Origin of the sequence: Aeromonas sp. YN13HZO-058 (genome assembly GCF_001921245.1) — a bacterium.
Lineage (GTDB): Bacteria > Pseudomonadota > Gammaproteobacteria > Enterobacterales > Aeromonadaceae > Aeromonas > Aeromonas allosaccharophila.
In genome coordinates this window covers 95,728-109,509 of record NZ_MQSY01000064.1, presented here as the reverse complement: position 1 = coordinate 109,509, position 13,782 = coordinate 95,728, and the positions used below count along the sequence as shown (strand labels likewise).

14 protein-coding genes are annotated in these 13,782 nt (G+C 60.1%); 8 read left to right on the top strand and 6 right to left on the bottom strand.

The features are described from left to right. The first annotated feature begins 264 nt into the window (after nucleotides 1–264). The 4 genes from BSP75_RS17785 (at nucleotide 265) to BSP75_RS17770 (ending at nucleotide 6,067) form a co-directional block, all read left to right on the top strand. Nucleotides 265–1,149, top strand: coding sequence for a DMT family transporter (locus BSP75_RS17785; protein WP_075114082.1), 885 nt, complete (start codon nucleotides 265–267; stop codon nucleotides 1,147–1,149). 106 nt (nucleotides 1,150–1,255) lie between these two features. Beyond that, entirely contained in the window at nucleotides 1,256–3,193 is a 1,938-nt protein-coding gene (locus BSP75_RS17780; RefSeq protein WP_075114081.1) for a methyl-accepting chemotaxis protein, read from the top strand. Between the two features lie 504 nt (nucleotides 3,194–3,697). Continuing rightward, complete coding sequence (locus tag BSP75_RS17775; RefSeq protein WP_075114080.1) at nucleotides 3,698–5,098, top strand: OprD family outer membrane porin; 1,401 nt, start codon at nucleotides 3,698–3,700, stop codon at nucleotides 5,096–5,098. Between the two features lie 141 nt (nucleotides 5,099–5,239). Beyond that, a complete protein-coding gene (locus BSP75_RS17770; protein ID WP_005343603.1) occupies nucleotides 5,240–6,067 on the top strand; it encodes an SDR family oxidoreductase in 828 nt (275 codons plus the stop codon). 91 nt (nucleotides 6,068–6,158) lie between these two features. Here the strand turns inward: BSP75_RS17770 and BSP75_RS17765 are convergent, their stop codons facing one another. Continuing rightward, nucleotides 6,159–6,491, bottom strand: a complete 333-nt coding sequence (locus BSP75_RS17765; protein WP_075114079.1) for a DUF1904 family protein — start codon at nucleotides 6,489–6,491, stop codon at nucleotides 6,159–6,161. Nucleotides 6,492–6,580: 89 nt separating this feature from the next. Between BSP75_RS17765 and BSP75_RS17760 the strand changes: the two genes are divergently transcribed. From BSP75_RS17760 to BSP75_RS17745, 4 genes are all read left to right on the top strand, one after another. After that, nucleotides 6,581–7,468 (top strand): TraB/GumN family protein, encoded by an 888-nt coding sequence (locus BSP75_RS17760; protein ID WP_075114078.1) that lies wholly within the window; start codon nucleotides 6,581–6,583, stop codon nucleotides 7,466–7,468. 136 nt (nucleotides 7,469–7,604) lie between these two features. Next, nucleotides 7,605–7,784 carry a DUF3149 domain-containing protein gene (locus BSP75_RS17755; RefSeq protein ID WP_005338733.1) on the top strand — a complete coding sequence of 60 codons (180 nt, stop codon included), beginning with the start codon at nucleotides 7,605–7,607 and terminating at the stop codon, nucleotides 7,782–7,784. A gap of 189 nt (nucleotides 7,785–7,973) precedes the next feature. Beyond that, the gene (gene smrA, locus BSP75_RS17750) at nucleotides 7,974–8,555 is read left to right on the top strand and encodes a DNA endonuclease SmrA (RefSeq protein WP_075114077.1); all 582 of its coding nucleotides are present in this window, start codon (nucleotides 7,974–7,976) and stop codon (nucleotides 8,553–8,555) included. Between the two features lie 138 nt (nucleotides 8,556–8,693). After that, nucleotides 8,694–10,172, top strand: coding sequence for a carboxypeptidase M32 (locus BSP75_RS17745; RefSeq protein WP_075114076.1), 1,479 nt, complete (start codon nucleotides 8,694–8,696; stop codon nucleotides 10,170–10,172). Between the two features lie 134 nt (nucleotides 10,173–10,306). Here BSP75_RS17745 and BSP75_RS17740 read toward each other — a convergent pair whose 3' ends face one another. The 5 genes from BSP75_RS17740 to BSP75_RS17720 all read right to left on the bottom strand — a co-directional run bounded on the left by BSP75_RS17740 (nucleotide 10,307) and on the right by BSP75_RS17720 (nucleotide 13,781). Further along, nucleotides 10,307–10,708 carry a VOC family protein gene (locus tag BSP75_RS17740; RefSeq protein WP_075114075.1) on the bottom strand — a complete coding sequence of 134 codons (402 nt, stop codon included), beginning with the start codon at nucleotides 10,706–10,708 and terminating at the stop codon, nucleotides 10,307–10,309. 94 nt (nucleotides 10,709–10,802) lie between these two features. Further along, nucleotides 10,803–12,422, bottom strand: coding sequence for a polymer-forming cytoskeletal protein (locus BSP75_RS17735; RefSeq protein WP_075114074.1), 1,620 nt, complete (start codon nucleotides 12,420–12,422; stop codon nucleotides 10,803–10,805). After that, nucleotides 12,419–12,979 carry a prepilin-type N-terminal cleavage/methylation domain-containing protein gene (locus tag BSP75_RS17730; protein WP_075114073.1) on the bottom strand — a complete coding sequence of 187 codons (561 nt, stop codon included), beginning with the start codon at nucleotides 12,977–12,979 and terminating at the stop codon, nucleotides 12,419–12,421. The genes BSP75_RS17735 and BSP75_RS17730 overlap by 4 nt, the downstream gene beginning before the upstream one ends. Next, nucleotides 12,973–13,365, bottom strand: a complete 393-nt coding sequence (locus tag BSP75_RS17725; protein WP_075114072.1) for a prepilin-type N-terminal cleavage/methylation domain-containing protein — start codon at nucleotides 13,363–13,365, stop codon at nucleotides 12,973–12,975. Before BSP75_RS17725 ends, BSP75_RS17730 begins: the two co-directional genes overlap by 7 nt. Beyond that, complete coding sequence (locus BSP75_RS17720) at nucleotides 13,362–13,781, bottom strand: GspH/FimT family pseudopilin (RefSeq protein ID WP_075114071.1); 420 nt, start codon at nucleotides 13,779–13,781, stop codon at nucleotides 13,362–13,364. Before BSP75_RS17720 ends, BSP75_RS17725 begins: the two co-directional genes overlap by 4 nt. Nucleotide 13,782 lies beyond the last annotated feature (1 nt).

Genomic DNA, 13,782 nt, shown 5'->3' with positions numbered 1-13,782 from the left:
GGTGACTCATGCTGAACCTTATCCCTGATGCCAAGTGGGACTCATGATCTCACATCAGGGACTTGTTCGCACCTTCCCAAGGGGTTGGCATCATCACGATGCCAACCCCTTGGTCGTTTTTGGCGACAATGAATCTAGCCTGCCAACCAGCGGTGATGACCCTCTCCTTTCTGCATTCAGAGCATGCACGCTCTCTGATAGACTGCTTCTCTTTGGCTTGTCCTTGATGGCCGAGCCCTGCGCCGTCTTGCAAAGGAGTGTTGGATGTCCGGTTGTTCCTGGTGGGATAGATCCACCGGTTTTGCACTGCTGACTATTGTGCTGTGGGCCTCGTTGGCGGCGCTGACGTCACGGGTCACCAGCGTGTCACCACTGGTGCTGGTCGGGCTGGTGCTGTTTTTCTGCGGGGTCGGGGCCTTGCCGTTCTGGCGCCAATGGCGCGCTCGCCCCATTACCTGGCTGGTGACGGTTACGGCCTTGCTGCTCTACCATCTGCTGCTTTTTATGAGCTTTCGCCATGCCCCGGTGCTGGAGGCAAACCTCATCAACTACCTCTGGCCGCTCTGCATCATTCTGCTCACCCCGCTGTTGCTGCCCGGCCATCCACTCCATGCCCGTCACCTGCTGGCTGGTGCCTTTGGTCTGGCGGGCTCCATCCTAGTGATGGTCAACGGCGAGCTGCAACTGCAGCAGGCCTATCTGCCGGGATACCTGCTGGCGCTGGGCGCGGCTGTCGTCTGGGGAGCCTATTCGGTGCTGTCACGCCGTCTACCCCCAGCCCCCGCCGTGGTCACTGCGGCAGCCTGCCTGCCCGCAGGTTTGTTGGCGCTGCTGCTCGCTCGTCTGCTCGAAGGGCCTCTGCCGCTCGCGCAGATCCCCACCAGTGACTGGTGGCTGATCATCGGGCTGGCACTGGGGCCCATGGGGGCCGCCTTTGTCACCTGGTATCTGGCGCTGCGGGATGGAGACCCACGGCGGATTGGGGCGCTGGCCTACCTGACACCGCTGCTGAGCACCTTGCTGCTGGTGTTGCTCAATGGAGAAACGCTGACCTCGCGCCATCTGCTGGCTGGCGCCCTGATCATGGGGGGCGCCCTGCTCGGTATGCTGGGCCCACGCAACAACGCGCAGGCATCCCCAGCCAGTTAACTCGGCAAAATGGGGCCACCTGACCCACGCTGTCATAAAAACGCCACCATCCCTGGTTAGGCTCGGGCCATGCTCCCCCATGGTCTGTGCTGACAGGAATCACCCCGTGAAAATCGCCCATTACGCCACCCTCTCCTCTCTGGTTCTGTTACTGGTCGCGGGAGGACAGGCGCTGGCCCTCTACCACGGCTGGCAACAGCTTGCACGAACCAATCAGGCCCAGCATCAGCACGAAACGCTGCAACAACGGGTGACCGTGACCCTGCAAAACAGTCTGCGGGACTACCTCAACAGCGGCGATCCGCAGCAACTGACCGCGGCAGAGAAGATCCGCCAGCAAGCACTCTCCTCGCTGGCCGCTCAGGATGATGCCGTGGCGGCCCCGCTCAGGCTGCAACTCGAACAGATGGCACAGCGTATCGCACACGACTATCAGGCCGCAGGCAAGCTCTCGGGCAACAGCCAACTGCTGCTGCAAAATGCAGAGAGTGAGCTGGACAGCCAGGCCATGGCGCTGATCCGCTATGGGGAGCAAGGCGCCAGCAGCGAACACGCTGCCGTAGCGCAGCAATATCGCAACGGTGCGACCGAAATCCTGGCGGGCCTGCCTCGCCTCGCCCATTTGCGCCAAAGCTATATGGAGCAGGGCAACGAGAAGCTGCTCGAGGGGATCCGCTTCGAGCTAGAGGCGCTGCAAAAACAGGCGCAAGCGCTGCAAGCTCTGCCACTGCTCGGCCTTTATGAAGAGGCGCCCGCCGATGAGTTCACGCTAGGGGAGCCGGTGCGCAAGGAGCTGGGAGATCAACCGCGCAGCGAATTGCGCTCGCTGCTGGGCCGCTATCCGCAGGAGCTGGCCAACAGCCGCACGGCGCTGCAACAGCAACAGGCTGGCCGCCAGGCCGTGCAACAAGACATCATGGCGATGTTGCAAGCGACCAGGCAGATGGGGGAGCAACTTGCCCGCAAGCGGCAAGCTGTCAATCAGGAGTTGGCCACCATCCTCGGCACGCTGGCGCTCTGTCTGGTGGTGGTCGCCCTGCTGTTTGCGCTGGTGCAACGACGCTGGCTGCTCGCCCCCTTGTTGCGACTGCGCCGTGCCTTTATGCAGCTCGATCAGACAGGGCAGGCCGAGCCGTTGCCTGCCGGGCGCGATCGCAACGAGCTGGCCGATATCGTTGCCAGCTACAACCGGCTGATCGGCCGCCTGCAACTGGATCAGCAACAGAAAGAGGGGCAGCTGTCAGCGGTATCCCTCAGCCTGCAAGGAATGGTCAGCCAGGTTGACGAGATCCACCACAGCACCCGCACCACCGAACAGGTGGTCGACGAGAGCGGTCAGATGATGGATGAGCTGAACCAGCTGGCCGGAGAGGTCCATCAGGTCGCCGCCGACATCGCCCGGCATGCCCACCATAACGAACAAGCGATGAGCCAGAGCGAAGATCTGGTGGGTAGTATGCTGCACGCCACTCATCAGACCGGACTGGCAATTGATGAGAGCGATGAGGCGCTGCAAGCCCTCACCCGCTCGGTTGCCGATGTGACGGCCATTGTCGATGTGATCGGTCATATCGCTCAGCAGACCAACCTGCTGGCCCTCAACGCCGCCATTGAAGCGGCCCGCGCGGGGGAGCAGGGGCGCGGCTTTGCCGTGGTCGCCGATGAAGTGCGCCACCTCTCGGCCAATACCCAGCAATCCCTCAACCAGATCACCGATATTCTGGGGCGTCTGACCCAATCCGGTGAACAGCTTGGCACCGTGCTGAACCGGATCACCAGCGAGTCAAGCCGCCAGCGGGCACAGGCGGAGCAACTGCGCCAGACCACCCGGGCGGTACGGGAGATCGCCCGCAACACCGCAGTCATCGCCCTGCAGGGGGCCGACAACGCCAAAAGTCAGGAGCACAAGCTGGCCAGTTTTGCTGATCTGATCGCCCGTATCCATCAGCATGCCCGGCAGGTGAGTCAGCTCTCGGTGCAGGTTTCGTCCCATATCCATCATCAGGCGCAGCAGATCCCCCGCATCCTCGGCCAGCAAGGCTGACCTTGCTTCTTATCGCCCACTTCCCTGCCAAGCGACTTTCCCTCCCTTGGCGGGAAAGTTTTTTTGCGCCACAAAATTATCTGTTACCTGCCGGTTAACTGCGCCCTTCCCCGCTGCAGTATGAAAACCCGCACTGGCGCTGGTCGCAGCCACAAGAAAACGCTTTCATTACCGTGATACCTGCCACGAGGCTGTTTACGACCTTGCCCATGATTATTTGCACTCGGTCATACTTTTGAAACGTTGAGGGAACTTTTCATTGATATTTCGCACCGCGAACGTACTCTTGGAGTTGTCCGATAGCCAAGAATCGGAACATAAAAAAACAACATGTGATGATCAGGACTGCGAACTACAGATGTGCCAAGACATCCGGGTTTGCAGGTAACCAAGACAAGATTTTTTGCCCTTCGGGGTTTTGATTGCAATGCCAATACCGAGCGGTAGGCCTGATGCCAACTGCCGGAAAAAAAAGCTAAGTCCATAAAATCAGGAGCAATAAAAATGGAAAAAGTGATCTTCAAGCGCGCCGCTTTGAGTGCCGCTGTGGTAGCCGCTCTGGTCGCCCCCGGCATGGCATTGGCTGCTCAGGACATGATGAGCCCAACCTACGGCAAATCCTATGAGGCCTTTGCCGATGATGCCAAACTGAGCGGTGGCCTGTTCTACTTCCAGCGTGAGCGTGACCGCAAACAAGGTGCAGGTGACGGTCAGTACCACACCAATCTAAGCCACTCCACAGCTCAAGCTGCTCTGAACTTTAACTCTGGTTATGCGTGGGACACGATCGGTGTTGATGTAGGCGGTTTTGCAGCGGCTAACCTTGCTGTTGACGAAAGTAACCCTGTTAACGAAGAGAACGAGTTCTCTTTCTGGGGTAACAGCTGGTCACAAGGTGATGGCCATTCTGAAAATGGCGCCAGCCTCTCCAATGCTGCACTGAAACTGAAATTCATGGACGGTGCAATCACAGCCAAAGGTGGCCTGACCCAGCTTTATGTCCCGGGTGTAATGGGCGTTAACTGGTCTTATCAGCCGGGTACCTATCGTGGTGGCCAAATTGAAGGCAACTTCGGCGGTCTCTACCTGACCTATGCTATCGCAGATGAATACAAAGCCCCTTGGTTTAAAGACACCAATGGTTTCTCCAAAGCCGGTAACTACGCGGGTGCAGCTAATCAATACTCTGACGAAAATCAAATCGATTACATCCATGCTCTAGCCGCACGTTACACCTTCGAGAATGGTACTGCTGTGACTGGTTCCTTCGGTCAGTCCGAAGGCTACATGGACAGCTACCACTTCAAACTGGCTCACAAGTTTGACGTATTGGGCGGCCTCTCCACCAGCTATCAGTTCTACGGTTCTGACACCGACAATAATGACTACGATGGTCTGGCATGGCAACAAGCGCTGACTGCGGCTTGGAACTACGCCCAGTACGGTTTCCGTCTGGAAGGTATGTGGACCAAGGCAGAAGGCGACATGGGTAACTACCTGCCCCGTCTGACAAAAGGCTACGGCAACTCCCAGGGTGCCAACGAAATTTGGTGGGACTCCCGCTCCGACTGGAACGAAAACAACGAGAAAGCGCTGTTCTTCGGCGTGACTCGCTCGCTGGATGACTTGGTAGGTGCGCCTGGCTGGTCTGTCGGTGTATCCGGTGCCTACGGTTGGGATGCCGAAGATGGTTATAGCACCGTCACTGGTGGTAAAGAGTGGGCCGCCAACTTTGATGTTATGTACACCGTACAAGATGGCAAGCTGAAAGGCACCCTGTTCAAACTGCACTACACCGATTACAACAACGAACAGGACGAAAAGGGAAGCTGGTACTACCCGAACATGTTCACCTCCGAGCATGACGTCAAGTTCCACATCATCATGCCGTTTACCATCATGTAATCAGGCAATACGATGTCAGCAAACCGGGCCACTTGGCCCGGTTTTCTTTTTTCCGGTTAGCAGGCTAACATGCGAGCCGGATAAGGGTTTTATCCGCTCACCAGCCCGCACGCATCTGTCAGCAGTCACAAGGACGCCATCATGCCCCGTTTTGTTCTGATCACCGGTTGTTCCAGCGGAATTGGCCTCGCCGCCGCACAGGCGCTGGGGCAGCACGGTTTTACCGTGATCGCCTCGGCGCGCAAGGCGGAAGATGTGGCCCGCTTGCAGCAACAGGGATTGCTGGCGGTACAGCTGGATCTGGCGGATCCCGCCTCCATAGAGCTGGGTGCCAGTGCGGCGCTCCATCTGGCGGGCGGGCGCCTCTATGGCCTGTTCAACAATGGCGCTTATGGCCAACCCGGGGCGCTGGAAGATCTGCCCACCGAGGCGCTCAGGGAGCAATTCAATACCAACCTGTTTGGCTGGCACCATCTGATCCGTCAGGTGCTGCCGCCGATGCTGGAGGCCAAAGAGGGCCGGATAGTGCAGAACAGCTCGGTACTGGGGCTGGTTGCCATGAAGTATCGCGGCGCCTACAACGCCAGCAAGTTTGCGCTGGAAGGCTATAGCGATACCCTGCGCCTCGAACTGGCGGGAAGCGGGGTACACATCAGCCTGATTGAACCGGGCCCCATCGATACCCGTTTTCGTGCCAATGCCCGCAGCGCCTTCTTGCGCCACATCGATCCGGCCCAGAGCCGCCATCAGTCGGCCTACCGCCAGACCCTGACGCGGCTGGAAAAAGAGGGGGCCACCAGCGGCTTTACCCTCTCCAGCGAAGCCTGCATCCCGCCGCTGCTCCATGCGCTGACCCACGCCCATCCCAAGGCGCGCTATCCGGTGACCACTCCGACCCGGCTGTTTGCCTTCCTGCGACGGGTATTGCCCACTCGCTGGCTCGACAAACTGCTGGCCAAATCGGCCTGATCCGGTGATTGACGACAAGCATCCTGCCGCCCGGATTGGGTTAGCTGTATAGCGGCGTGATCCAATCCGCCAACCTTGTTTATCCCGCTCTTCAATAGTGCTCACTGTTGCTGTAGTAGGCACTCTTGACCAGGGGGATCACCTGCACCACCACATAGGTCTGCTCCCCCAGTACCTGCTTCAGATGGCGCGTAATAAGGCGCGCGGCGGCATCCTGCATCTCCTGCGGCCGTTCGAACCAGTGCAACTCGACAAACGGAAATCCCGCCTCTGGCTCACCGTTACGGATCCAGCAACTCTCCACCCGCTCCATGGTGACAAACTCCGGCTTGCCGCCGGTCAGCTCGCAAAGCTCGGCCAGCAGCGGGACGCTCACCTGTTGCAGGGTATCGAGCGTCACGGCGCGAAAACGAAGATGGGGCATGGCAAACCTCTTGGTTATCTGAAATGAGGACTTATCATAGGAGCTATTGTCAGCAAGAGAAGTCACCCGGCGCATATTAAGGATCCCCAATGAGATTTCATCGCACCCTCTTTGCCTTCCTGCTCTGCCTGCTGCTACCGCTGCACGCTTTTGCCGATCCCGCCTTCTATCGGGTGAGCAAGGGCAACCAGCAACACTGGCTGCAGGGCTCCATCCATGCGGGCAAGCCAGCCCTCTATCCGCTGCCCGAGCCGGTCGAGCGCGCCTGGATGCAGAGCCGAGCACTGGTGATGGAGGTGGACATGAACAGCATCACGCCGGATCAGTGGCAACAGACCGGCTCCCTCACCCAACTGGTGGATGGCAAACCGCTCAAGGATCATCTGCCTTCCGAGCTCTATCAACGCACCCTGATGGCGGGCGCCCGCTATGGCATCGACGAGGCGACCCTCGCCACCCTGCGCCCCTGGTTTGCGGCCATTACCCTGACTCAGGCCGCCATGGCCCGCTCCGACTTCAAGAGTGAACTAGGGATAGACCAGCACTTTGCCACCCGGGCCGCCAGAGAGGGCAAACCGGTGGTGGGCTTTGAAACCCTGCTGGAGCAGCTCGGTTATCTGGCCAGCGTGGGTGACAACCAGACCCTGATGCTCGCCAGCACCCTGGATGAGCTACCGATGCTGGAGAGTGGGTTCGCCGCCGTGATGAAGGCGTGGCAGCAGGGAGATGAGGCGACGCTTATTAATCTGCTCAAGGAGGAGATGGCGCCCCCCGCGCTACAGAGCTGGATGGAGCAGACCCTGCTGGCCGAGCGCAACCACAACTGGCTGAAAAAATGGTCCACCCTGCCCAACGAGAGCTTTATCGTGGTAGGCGCCCTGCACCTTTACGGCGAACAGGGGTTGCTGGCGTTGCTGGAGCAGCAAGGGTGGCGCATTACCCCGCTCACCACACCGGGCCCTGTGCAGGCTCGGTAGCAAGGAGTCCAGTGAGAACGATCACAGATCGTGCTGGTCATTAAACAACCTGCAAGGGAGTTGATCGGGATCATCCCGGACGGGGCAAAGAGGTATTTATCATGCCTGTCATCAACCGGGTGACAGGAGCAATAAAATGGACTTTTGGCTGGACCTGATGTTTGGCAACAGCGTGGGATTGATGTCGATGCTGGTGATTATCGGCACCTTCTTGCTCATCAGCTCTTACGCGGCCTACTTCATCTACAAGGTAATGCACTCGCAACCGCCTCATTCACAGCAACCCCATTCTCAACAGCCCAAAGAGGGAAAATAATCCTCTGACCACAGGCGGCAGCTCACACTGACCGCCTGTGCTGTTTTATTGTTCGCGACTGTGATTCCCGGGCCAGACGGCACCAGTGCCCATACGTTGCCCCCTCTTATCCCCTTCCCCCTTTCCCCGTTTTCCGTGCCGGTTGCGGCCGTTATAATGGCCGCCACTTTTTCTTATGGGGAGCCTGCCGTGTCTCATAACGACGAACTCTCGCTATTTATGAATGAAGTGGCCGACGTGCGGCCCATTCGCAGCGACAACATCCATCCCCATGCGGCCAAATCCGTCCCGACCGAGGCGCAGCTCGCTCGCCGTCAGGCTGCCACCGCCGAGCAACTCGCCCTCGACCACCTCACCATGGAGGCCATCGAGATGCGCGATCCGCACGAGATCGTCGGCTTCAAGCGTGATGGGGTGCAGGAGGGGGTCTACAAGAAGCTGCGGCTCGGCAAATACGAGCTTCAGGCCAGCCTGGACTTGCACCAGAAAACCCTCAACGAAGCGCGCCAGACGCTGGTGCAGTTCATTGCGGATTGTGAAGTCCGGGATATCCGCTGCCTGCTTATCCTGCACGGCAAGGGGGAGCGCAGCACCCCGCGCGCCCTGCTGAAAAGCTATGTCAGCGCCTGGTTGCCGCAACTGCCCGCCGTCATGGCGATCCACAGCGCCGAGCGTCGCCACGGCGGCAGCGGTGCCCTCTACGTGCTGCTGCGCAAAAGCGAACGCAAAAAAGCGGAAAACCGCGAACGGCACCAGAAGCGGCTCGGCTAACCCGCCTCTCGCCCCCACGCCTTTGGCCCGCCTGCGTGAAGGTGGTCAACGATGCGGCGGCGGTGTTAGCATCGAACGGCCCCGATCATGCCAGGTACGGGGCGGCATACCATCAGGGACGATAACAAGGACAATCCCATGTCATATCAAAAGCTTGAACAACATCAGCAGCAGATCCACCGCTTTAGCCACCTCGCCGCCATCTGCGGCTGGGATCAGGCGGCCATGATGCCGGAAGGGGGCAACGATGCTCGCGCCGAAGCGATGGCCGAACTCGGTCTGCTGATCCACCAGAAGCGCACAGCTCCCGAGCTCGGCGACTGGATAGCCAAGGCCGAGAGCGAGCCGCTCGATGAAGTGCAACGCGCCAACCTCGGCGAGATCAAGCGCCAGTGGCAAGATGCCAGCCTGCTGCCCGGTGAGCTGGTCGAAGCGCTGTCGCTGGCCGGCAGCAAGTGCGAGCACGCCTGGCGCAGCCAGCGCAAGAACAACGACTGGGCCGGTTTTGCCCCCAATCTCGAGGAGGTGGTGAAACTCTCCCGTGACGTGGCTCAGTTGCGAGCCGATGCGCTTGGCGTGCGCCCCTACGACGCCATGCTGGCGCTCTATGAGCCGGGCATGACCAGCGCACGGCTCGATCAGATTTTCGGCGATCTCACCAGCTGGCTGCCGAACCTTATTCAAACCGTGAGCGAACAGCAAAAGGGCGATGCACTGCTGCTGCCGCAAGGCCCCTTCCCCATCCCGAGCCAACAGGCGCTCGGTCAGGAGGTAATGGGACTGCTCGGCTTTGATTTCGCCCACGGTCGCCTCGATGTGAGCAGTCACCCCTTCTGTGGCGGCGTGCCGACCGATGTGCGGATCACCACCCGCTATAACGAGCAGGAGTTTGTCTCCAGTCTGATGGGCATAGTGCACGAGACTGGTCACGCCCGTTACGAGCAGGGGCTGCCGCGCCATCTGCTGGGTCAGCCGGTGGCCGAGGCGCGCTCCATGGCAATCCACGAGAGCCAGAGCCTGTTTTGCGAGATGCAGCTGGGCCATCATCCGGCCTTCCTCACACTGCTGGCGCCACGCATTCGTCACCACTTCGACGAGCAGGCGGCGTTTGCGCCGGACAATCTGGCTAGGCTCTACAGCCGGGTCGAGCCGGGCTTTATCCGGGTCGATGCGGACGAGGTGACCTATCCGGCCCACGTTATCCTGCGCTACGAGCTGGAGCGTGATCTGGTGGAAGGGAAGATCGAGGTGGCCGACATCCCCGAGCTGTGGGACGCCAAGATGCAGCAGTGGCTGGGGCTCTCCACCAAGGGCAACTACCGCAATGGCTGCATGCAGGATATTCACTGGACCGACGGCTCGTTTGGCTACTTCCCGAGTTACACCCTGGGCGCCATGTATGCCGCCCAGCTGCGCTTTGCGCTCGAAAAAGAGCTGGGCACCATGGGTGAGGTGATCGCGGCGGGCCGTCTGCCGGAGATCTTCGGCTGGCTCGGACGCAACATCTGGTCACAAGGGAGCCTGCACAGCACCGACGAGCTGGTGCGCCGTGCCACCGGTGAAGCGCTCAACCCGCACTGGCTGCGCCAGCATCTGGAACAGCGCTACCTGAAGTAATGAGCGCAGTAAGCTAACAGCAGAACGGGGCCCTTTTTAGTTGACCACTACAGGGCCCCGTTTTTATGGCGGTTCATTTTTATGGCGGTGCATGGCACAGCACGCCCCACCACCATGCTGTAAAAAGAGAGGATTCAGAGGGGATCAGGGGAACCCAGCAACTCGCGCAGTTGCAGGATATTGCCTTCAGGATCGAAGGCGTTACGCACCACAAAGCCGGGCCCATTCCACTGCTGTGGCAGCAGGCCGCCGCCGAGATCCGCCGCCTTCGCTTCTGCCCAGGCAAGGCTGGGGACAGTGAAGAACAGCTTGATGGCCCCCTCTTCCCGCAGTTCTGGCGGGCGGTTGATAACGACCTGCTCGGCATAGGGCACTGGAATGGCGTGGATCAGCAGCTGGATATCGCTGTTTTCCAGCACCACCAGCTGCTCATCCTGACTGCAGACCACCATCTGCAGCAATGTACGGTAAAACTGGGTCAGCAGGCCCGGATCCTTGGCATAGATCAGGGCACCGGCACGAGCGGGGCCTGGCATGGAGCACTCCTCAATAGTGAACGGCTGGGTGGACAGATCTCCACCTTCTCACAGTTGCGCGCCCCGTTCGATCCTTTTTAGCGGCTCGCCAGCCTCACTGCACAAAGTGCCACTGCCGCAGTGCCAGTGTCGGCGGCGGCCCCTGATCCTCACCCATATCCGCCATGCCCAGCGCCTCGTCATAATGCACCCCGCCCGCACCGCTCTCGGTCAGATGCTTGGCGCGCACTGCCCCGTACAGACCGCCACTCCCGGCGATCTTCATCTCGGTGAGCGGAGCATAGAGGGCGGCATAGAGCGGGGTATTGCCTGACAGCTTGACTCCATCCTTGCCACTGTATGCGGAATAGATGGAAATCGCCGGATTACCTGCCGGTGTCAGCCCCTGCTTGCCTGCCGTGACCTCGGCTCCAGCCCCGAGATCGATCTTACCGCTGACGATCAGGGTCAGGCTGCTGCCCGGCTCGACCGTCAACTGGTTACTGCCACCCATGGTGAAATCCTTGCCGATCAGCAGCACCACATCCCCCTTGATGGTGAGCTTGGCATCCGACCCCATATTGAGGCTATCGAGCTGATACACGGTCTGCTCCTTGCCAAACAGCTCCCCCTTACCGGGTAGCGGCAGCCCGGGCTTGTTCTGGTTACTGCTGGTGACCGAGCCGGTGGAGGGATCCGTAGTCAGCACCATCTGCTGGGTGGCCCCCAGCGTCAACGGGCCATTCGGTGGCAAATTGGCCAGCTTGGGAGAGTTGGGCAGCGCGGCCACATTGAGCGGGTCACACACCTGCCCGGCTACCGGTGGCAGCTTGGGATGGGTGCGGTATTGGGGGTCCAGATACTTCTGGTTCGCCTGATCGTTGAAACTGCCCGCACCACCATAACTGAGCTTGCCACTGTCGATGCTGGTGCCCCAGTCCATGGAGACATTGCCATTGACCGCCACCTGGCCACCGATGCGCCCCCCTTTCAGAGTCAAACTGCCGCCCCCTTTCACATTACCGGAGACCCGGACAATCTTGTCCGAAGAGGGAGAGATAATGACGTCGCTCCCGGCATTCACGTTGCCGGAGATAGGGGAAGATCCGTTCAGGGTCACCGAGCCGGTCGCCCGCACATCGCCCCAGATGGGGGAGTGACCATCAAGCACCACATTGGCCTTGTCGCTAACGGTCGCCACCTTGGCATTCTGGTTGATATTGGTGCCGCCATATTTACCCTTACGCGAGTCATAGCTATCGATAAGACCGCTGCCGGAGAGGCTCAGCCCTTCACACGCCACCACCGAGTCCTGAAAGATGAGATTGCCGGGTTCGCGCTTGAGGGCAAACAGCGCGTTGAGGCTGGCATTTCCCTCCAGATAGCGGCCATGGCTCTGCAGCGCCAGCTTGCTGTCGGCTTCAGTATCAAGCTGCTCGATGCTGAAGCGGCTACCCGCCATCGCCCCTTCGCCCTTGCCCGGCACCTTCTGCACCAGCCGATCCCACTCGATGCGCGGTTCGGCGCCAAGCGCCTGATGCAGGGCGCGATAGCTCTCATTCATGCCCTGCTCGGCACTCAGCTGCGCATTGATCTTCTTGTGAAAATTGCCGCTCAGGCGAGTCTGCAACTGGTTCTCCTGAATGCTGGTAAACACCAACAGACTCGACAGCAGGCTCACCACCAGCACCACCAGCAATACGGCTCCCCGCTGCCTCTTCAATCCCTTGTTCATCCTGCTCCCCCAGTTGTGGCGTTGGCACCGGATGTGGCCAGCGCGGCCGCCCAGACCGCCTTGCGACGGGCCACCTGCACCTCTACCCCCGGCTCCAGATAGCCGGGCAGCCCTTCGGGCAAGATGCGGATATTGACCAGCGTCCCCTGCTGGCCGAATTCAAGATCCTGAAGATGCGCCAGCAACAGGCGCGCGCCGTCCCCGTCATCGCAACTGAGTACCGGCGGCGTGAAGCGGTATTGCTCGGTAAAATCGGCGGTTTTCTGGTTGCCAAGGCAGGAGAGCACCTGACTGCCCCCCTCCACCTTGAAGACGAGCGTCAGGCGATCAGGGGTGACGGCAATCAGTTGATCCGCCTGCTTGATGCTGTTGGTAAAGGTCAGCGTGGCAAAGCGCAGCACTTCGTTTGCCTGCTCCAGCGCCTTGCTCTGCTCGACCGTACTCTTGATGGGCACGTACCCGGCAAATATCGCCAGTATCAGCATCAGGCCGAGCACCATGGAGATCATCAGCTCGACGAGACTGACGCCTCGCTGTCGGGAAGGAATGCTCAGCATAGGGGGGGAAATCCTGCGTTCAACTCTACCCGCTTGGCACCGGAGACTCGCTTATCCTGCCACTCGATAGCGACCACAAAGTTATCGCTGTAGCGGTTCGGCAGCACCAGCCGGTGGCCATCATGCAGGGTGAAACGGGCGAGAAAATCGGCCTGGGTGAACCGTTCCGGCTTGCGCTGCACTTCGCACAGCGAGCTCCAGATCTGCTCCACGCTGTTGCTCGCCTCGATCGTGGCCAGCGTGCTCTGCAGGCTGTAGTGCGCCTGCTGCAACGAGACCATCTGCCCCTTGGCGAGACCGAGAAACACCATCACCGCCAACACCATGGAGACCATGATCTCCACCAGATTGAAACCCTGCTGGCGAGCAGGCGCGGCGTGTCTCATGAGCAGCTCCCTTGCAACAGCTGACCGCTCGGCGCCACACAGAGCACGCGCTGATCACCGAGTCGATTGGCCAGAGTGATCTCGGTGTGGCGGCTGCTGCCGGTTGGCGCGATCCGGATCGGCTCAAACGGCTTGATCACCACGCCGCCAGCGGGTGCTGCCGCCTGACGCAGCAACTTGCTATCAACCATCACCTCCCAACCGCCACTCTCGGTGCCCTGCAGCACCACCGGCAGAGTCAGCTTGACCGCCTCGCTACGGGCAAAACGGTAGGCAGAAGCGAGCTCGATAGCAGAGCGATCGAGCCGCTCGGCCGCGAGGCGCTGACTCATGGAGGGCACCGCAACCAGCAGCAAGATGGCGGCAATGCCGACCGTGACCATCAACTCAATCAGGGTAAATCCGCGCACGTTCATC

Excerpts from the sequence above, each read along its gene's own strand:
- BSP75_RS17720 (WP_075114071.1), bottom strand. The coding sequence starts at position 13,781 with ATGAACGTGCGCGGATTTACCCTGATTGAGTTGATGGTCACGGTCGGC.
- BSP75_RS17765 (WP_075114079.1), bottom strand. The coding sequence starts at position 6,491 with ATGCCCCATCTTCGTTTTCGCGCCGTGACGCTCGATACCCTGCAACAG.
- BSP75_RS17735 (WP_075114074.1), bottom strand. The coding sequence starts at position 12,422 with ATGAACAAGGGATTGAAGAGGCAGCGGGGAGCCGTATTGCTGGTGGTG.
- BSP75_RS17775 (WP_075114080.1), top strand. The coding sequence starts at position 3,698 with ATGGAAAAAGTGATCTTCAAGCGCGCCGCTTTGAGTGCCGCTGTGGTA.
- BSP75_RS17740 (WP_075114075.1), bottom strand. The coding sequence starts at position 10,708 with ATGCCAGGCCCCGCTCGTGCCGGTGCCCTGATCTATGCCAAGGATCCG.
- BSP75_RS17770 (WP_005343603.1), top strand. The coding sequence starts at position 5,240 with ATGCCCCGTTTTGTTCTGATCACCGGTTGTTCCAGCGGAATTGGCCTC.
- BSP75_RS17745 (WP_075114076.1), top strand. The coding sequence starts at position 8,694 with ATGTCATATCAAAAGCTTGAACAACATCAGCAGCAGATCCACCGCTTT.
- BSP75_RS17755 (WP_005338733.1), top strand. The coding sequence starts at position 7,605 with ATGGACTTTTGGCTGGACCTGATGTTTGGCAACAGCGTGGGATTGATG.
- BSP75_RS17760 (WP_075114078.1), top strand. The coding sequence starts at position 6,581 with ATGAGATTTCATCGCACCCTCTTTGCCTTCCTGCTCTGCCTGCTGCTA.
- BSP75_RS17730 (WP_075114073.1), bottom strand. The coding sequence starts at position 12,979 with ATGCTGAGCATTCCTTCCCGACAGCGAGGCGTCAGTCTCGTCGAGCTG.
- BSP75_RS17785 (WP_075114082.1), top strand. The coding sequence starts at position 265 with ATGTCCGGTTGTTCCTGGTGGGATAGATCCACCGGTTTTGCACTGCTG.
- BSP75_RS17725 (WP_075114072.1), bottom strand. The coding sequence starts at position 13,365 with ATGAGACACGCCGCGCCTGCTCGCCAGCAGGGTTTCAATCTGGTGGAG.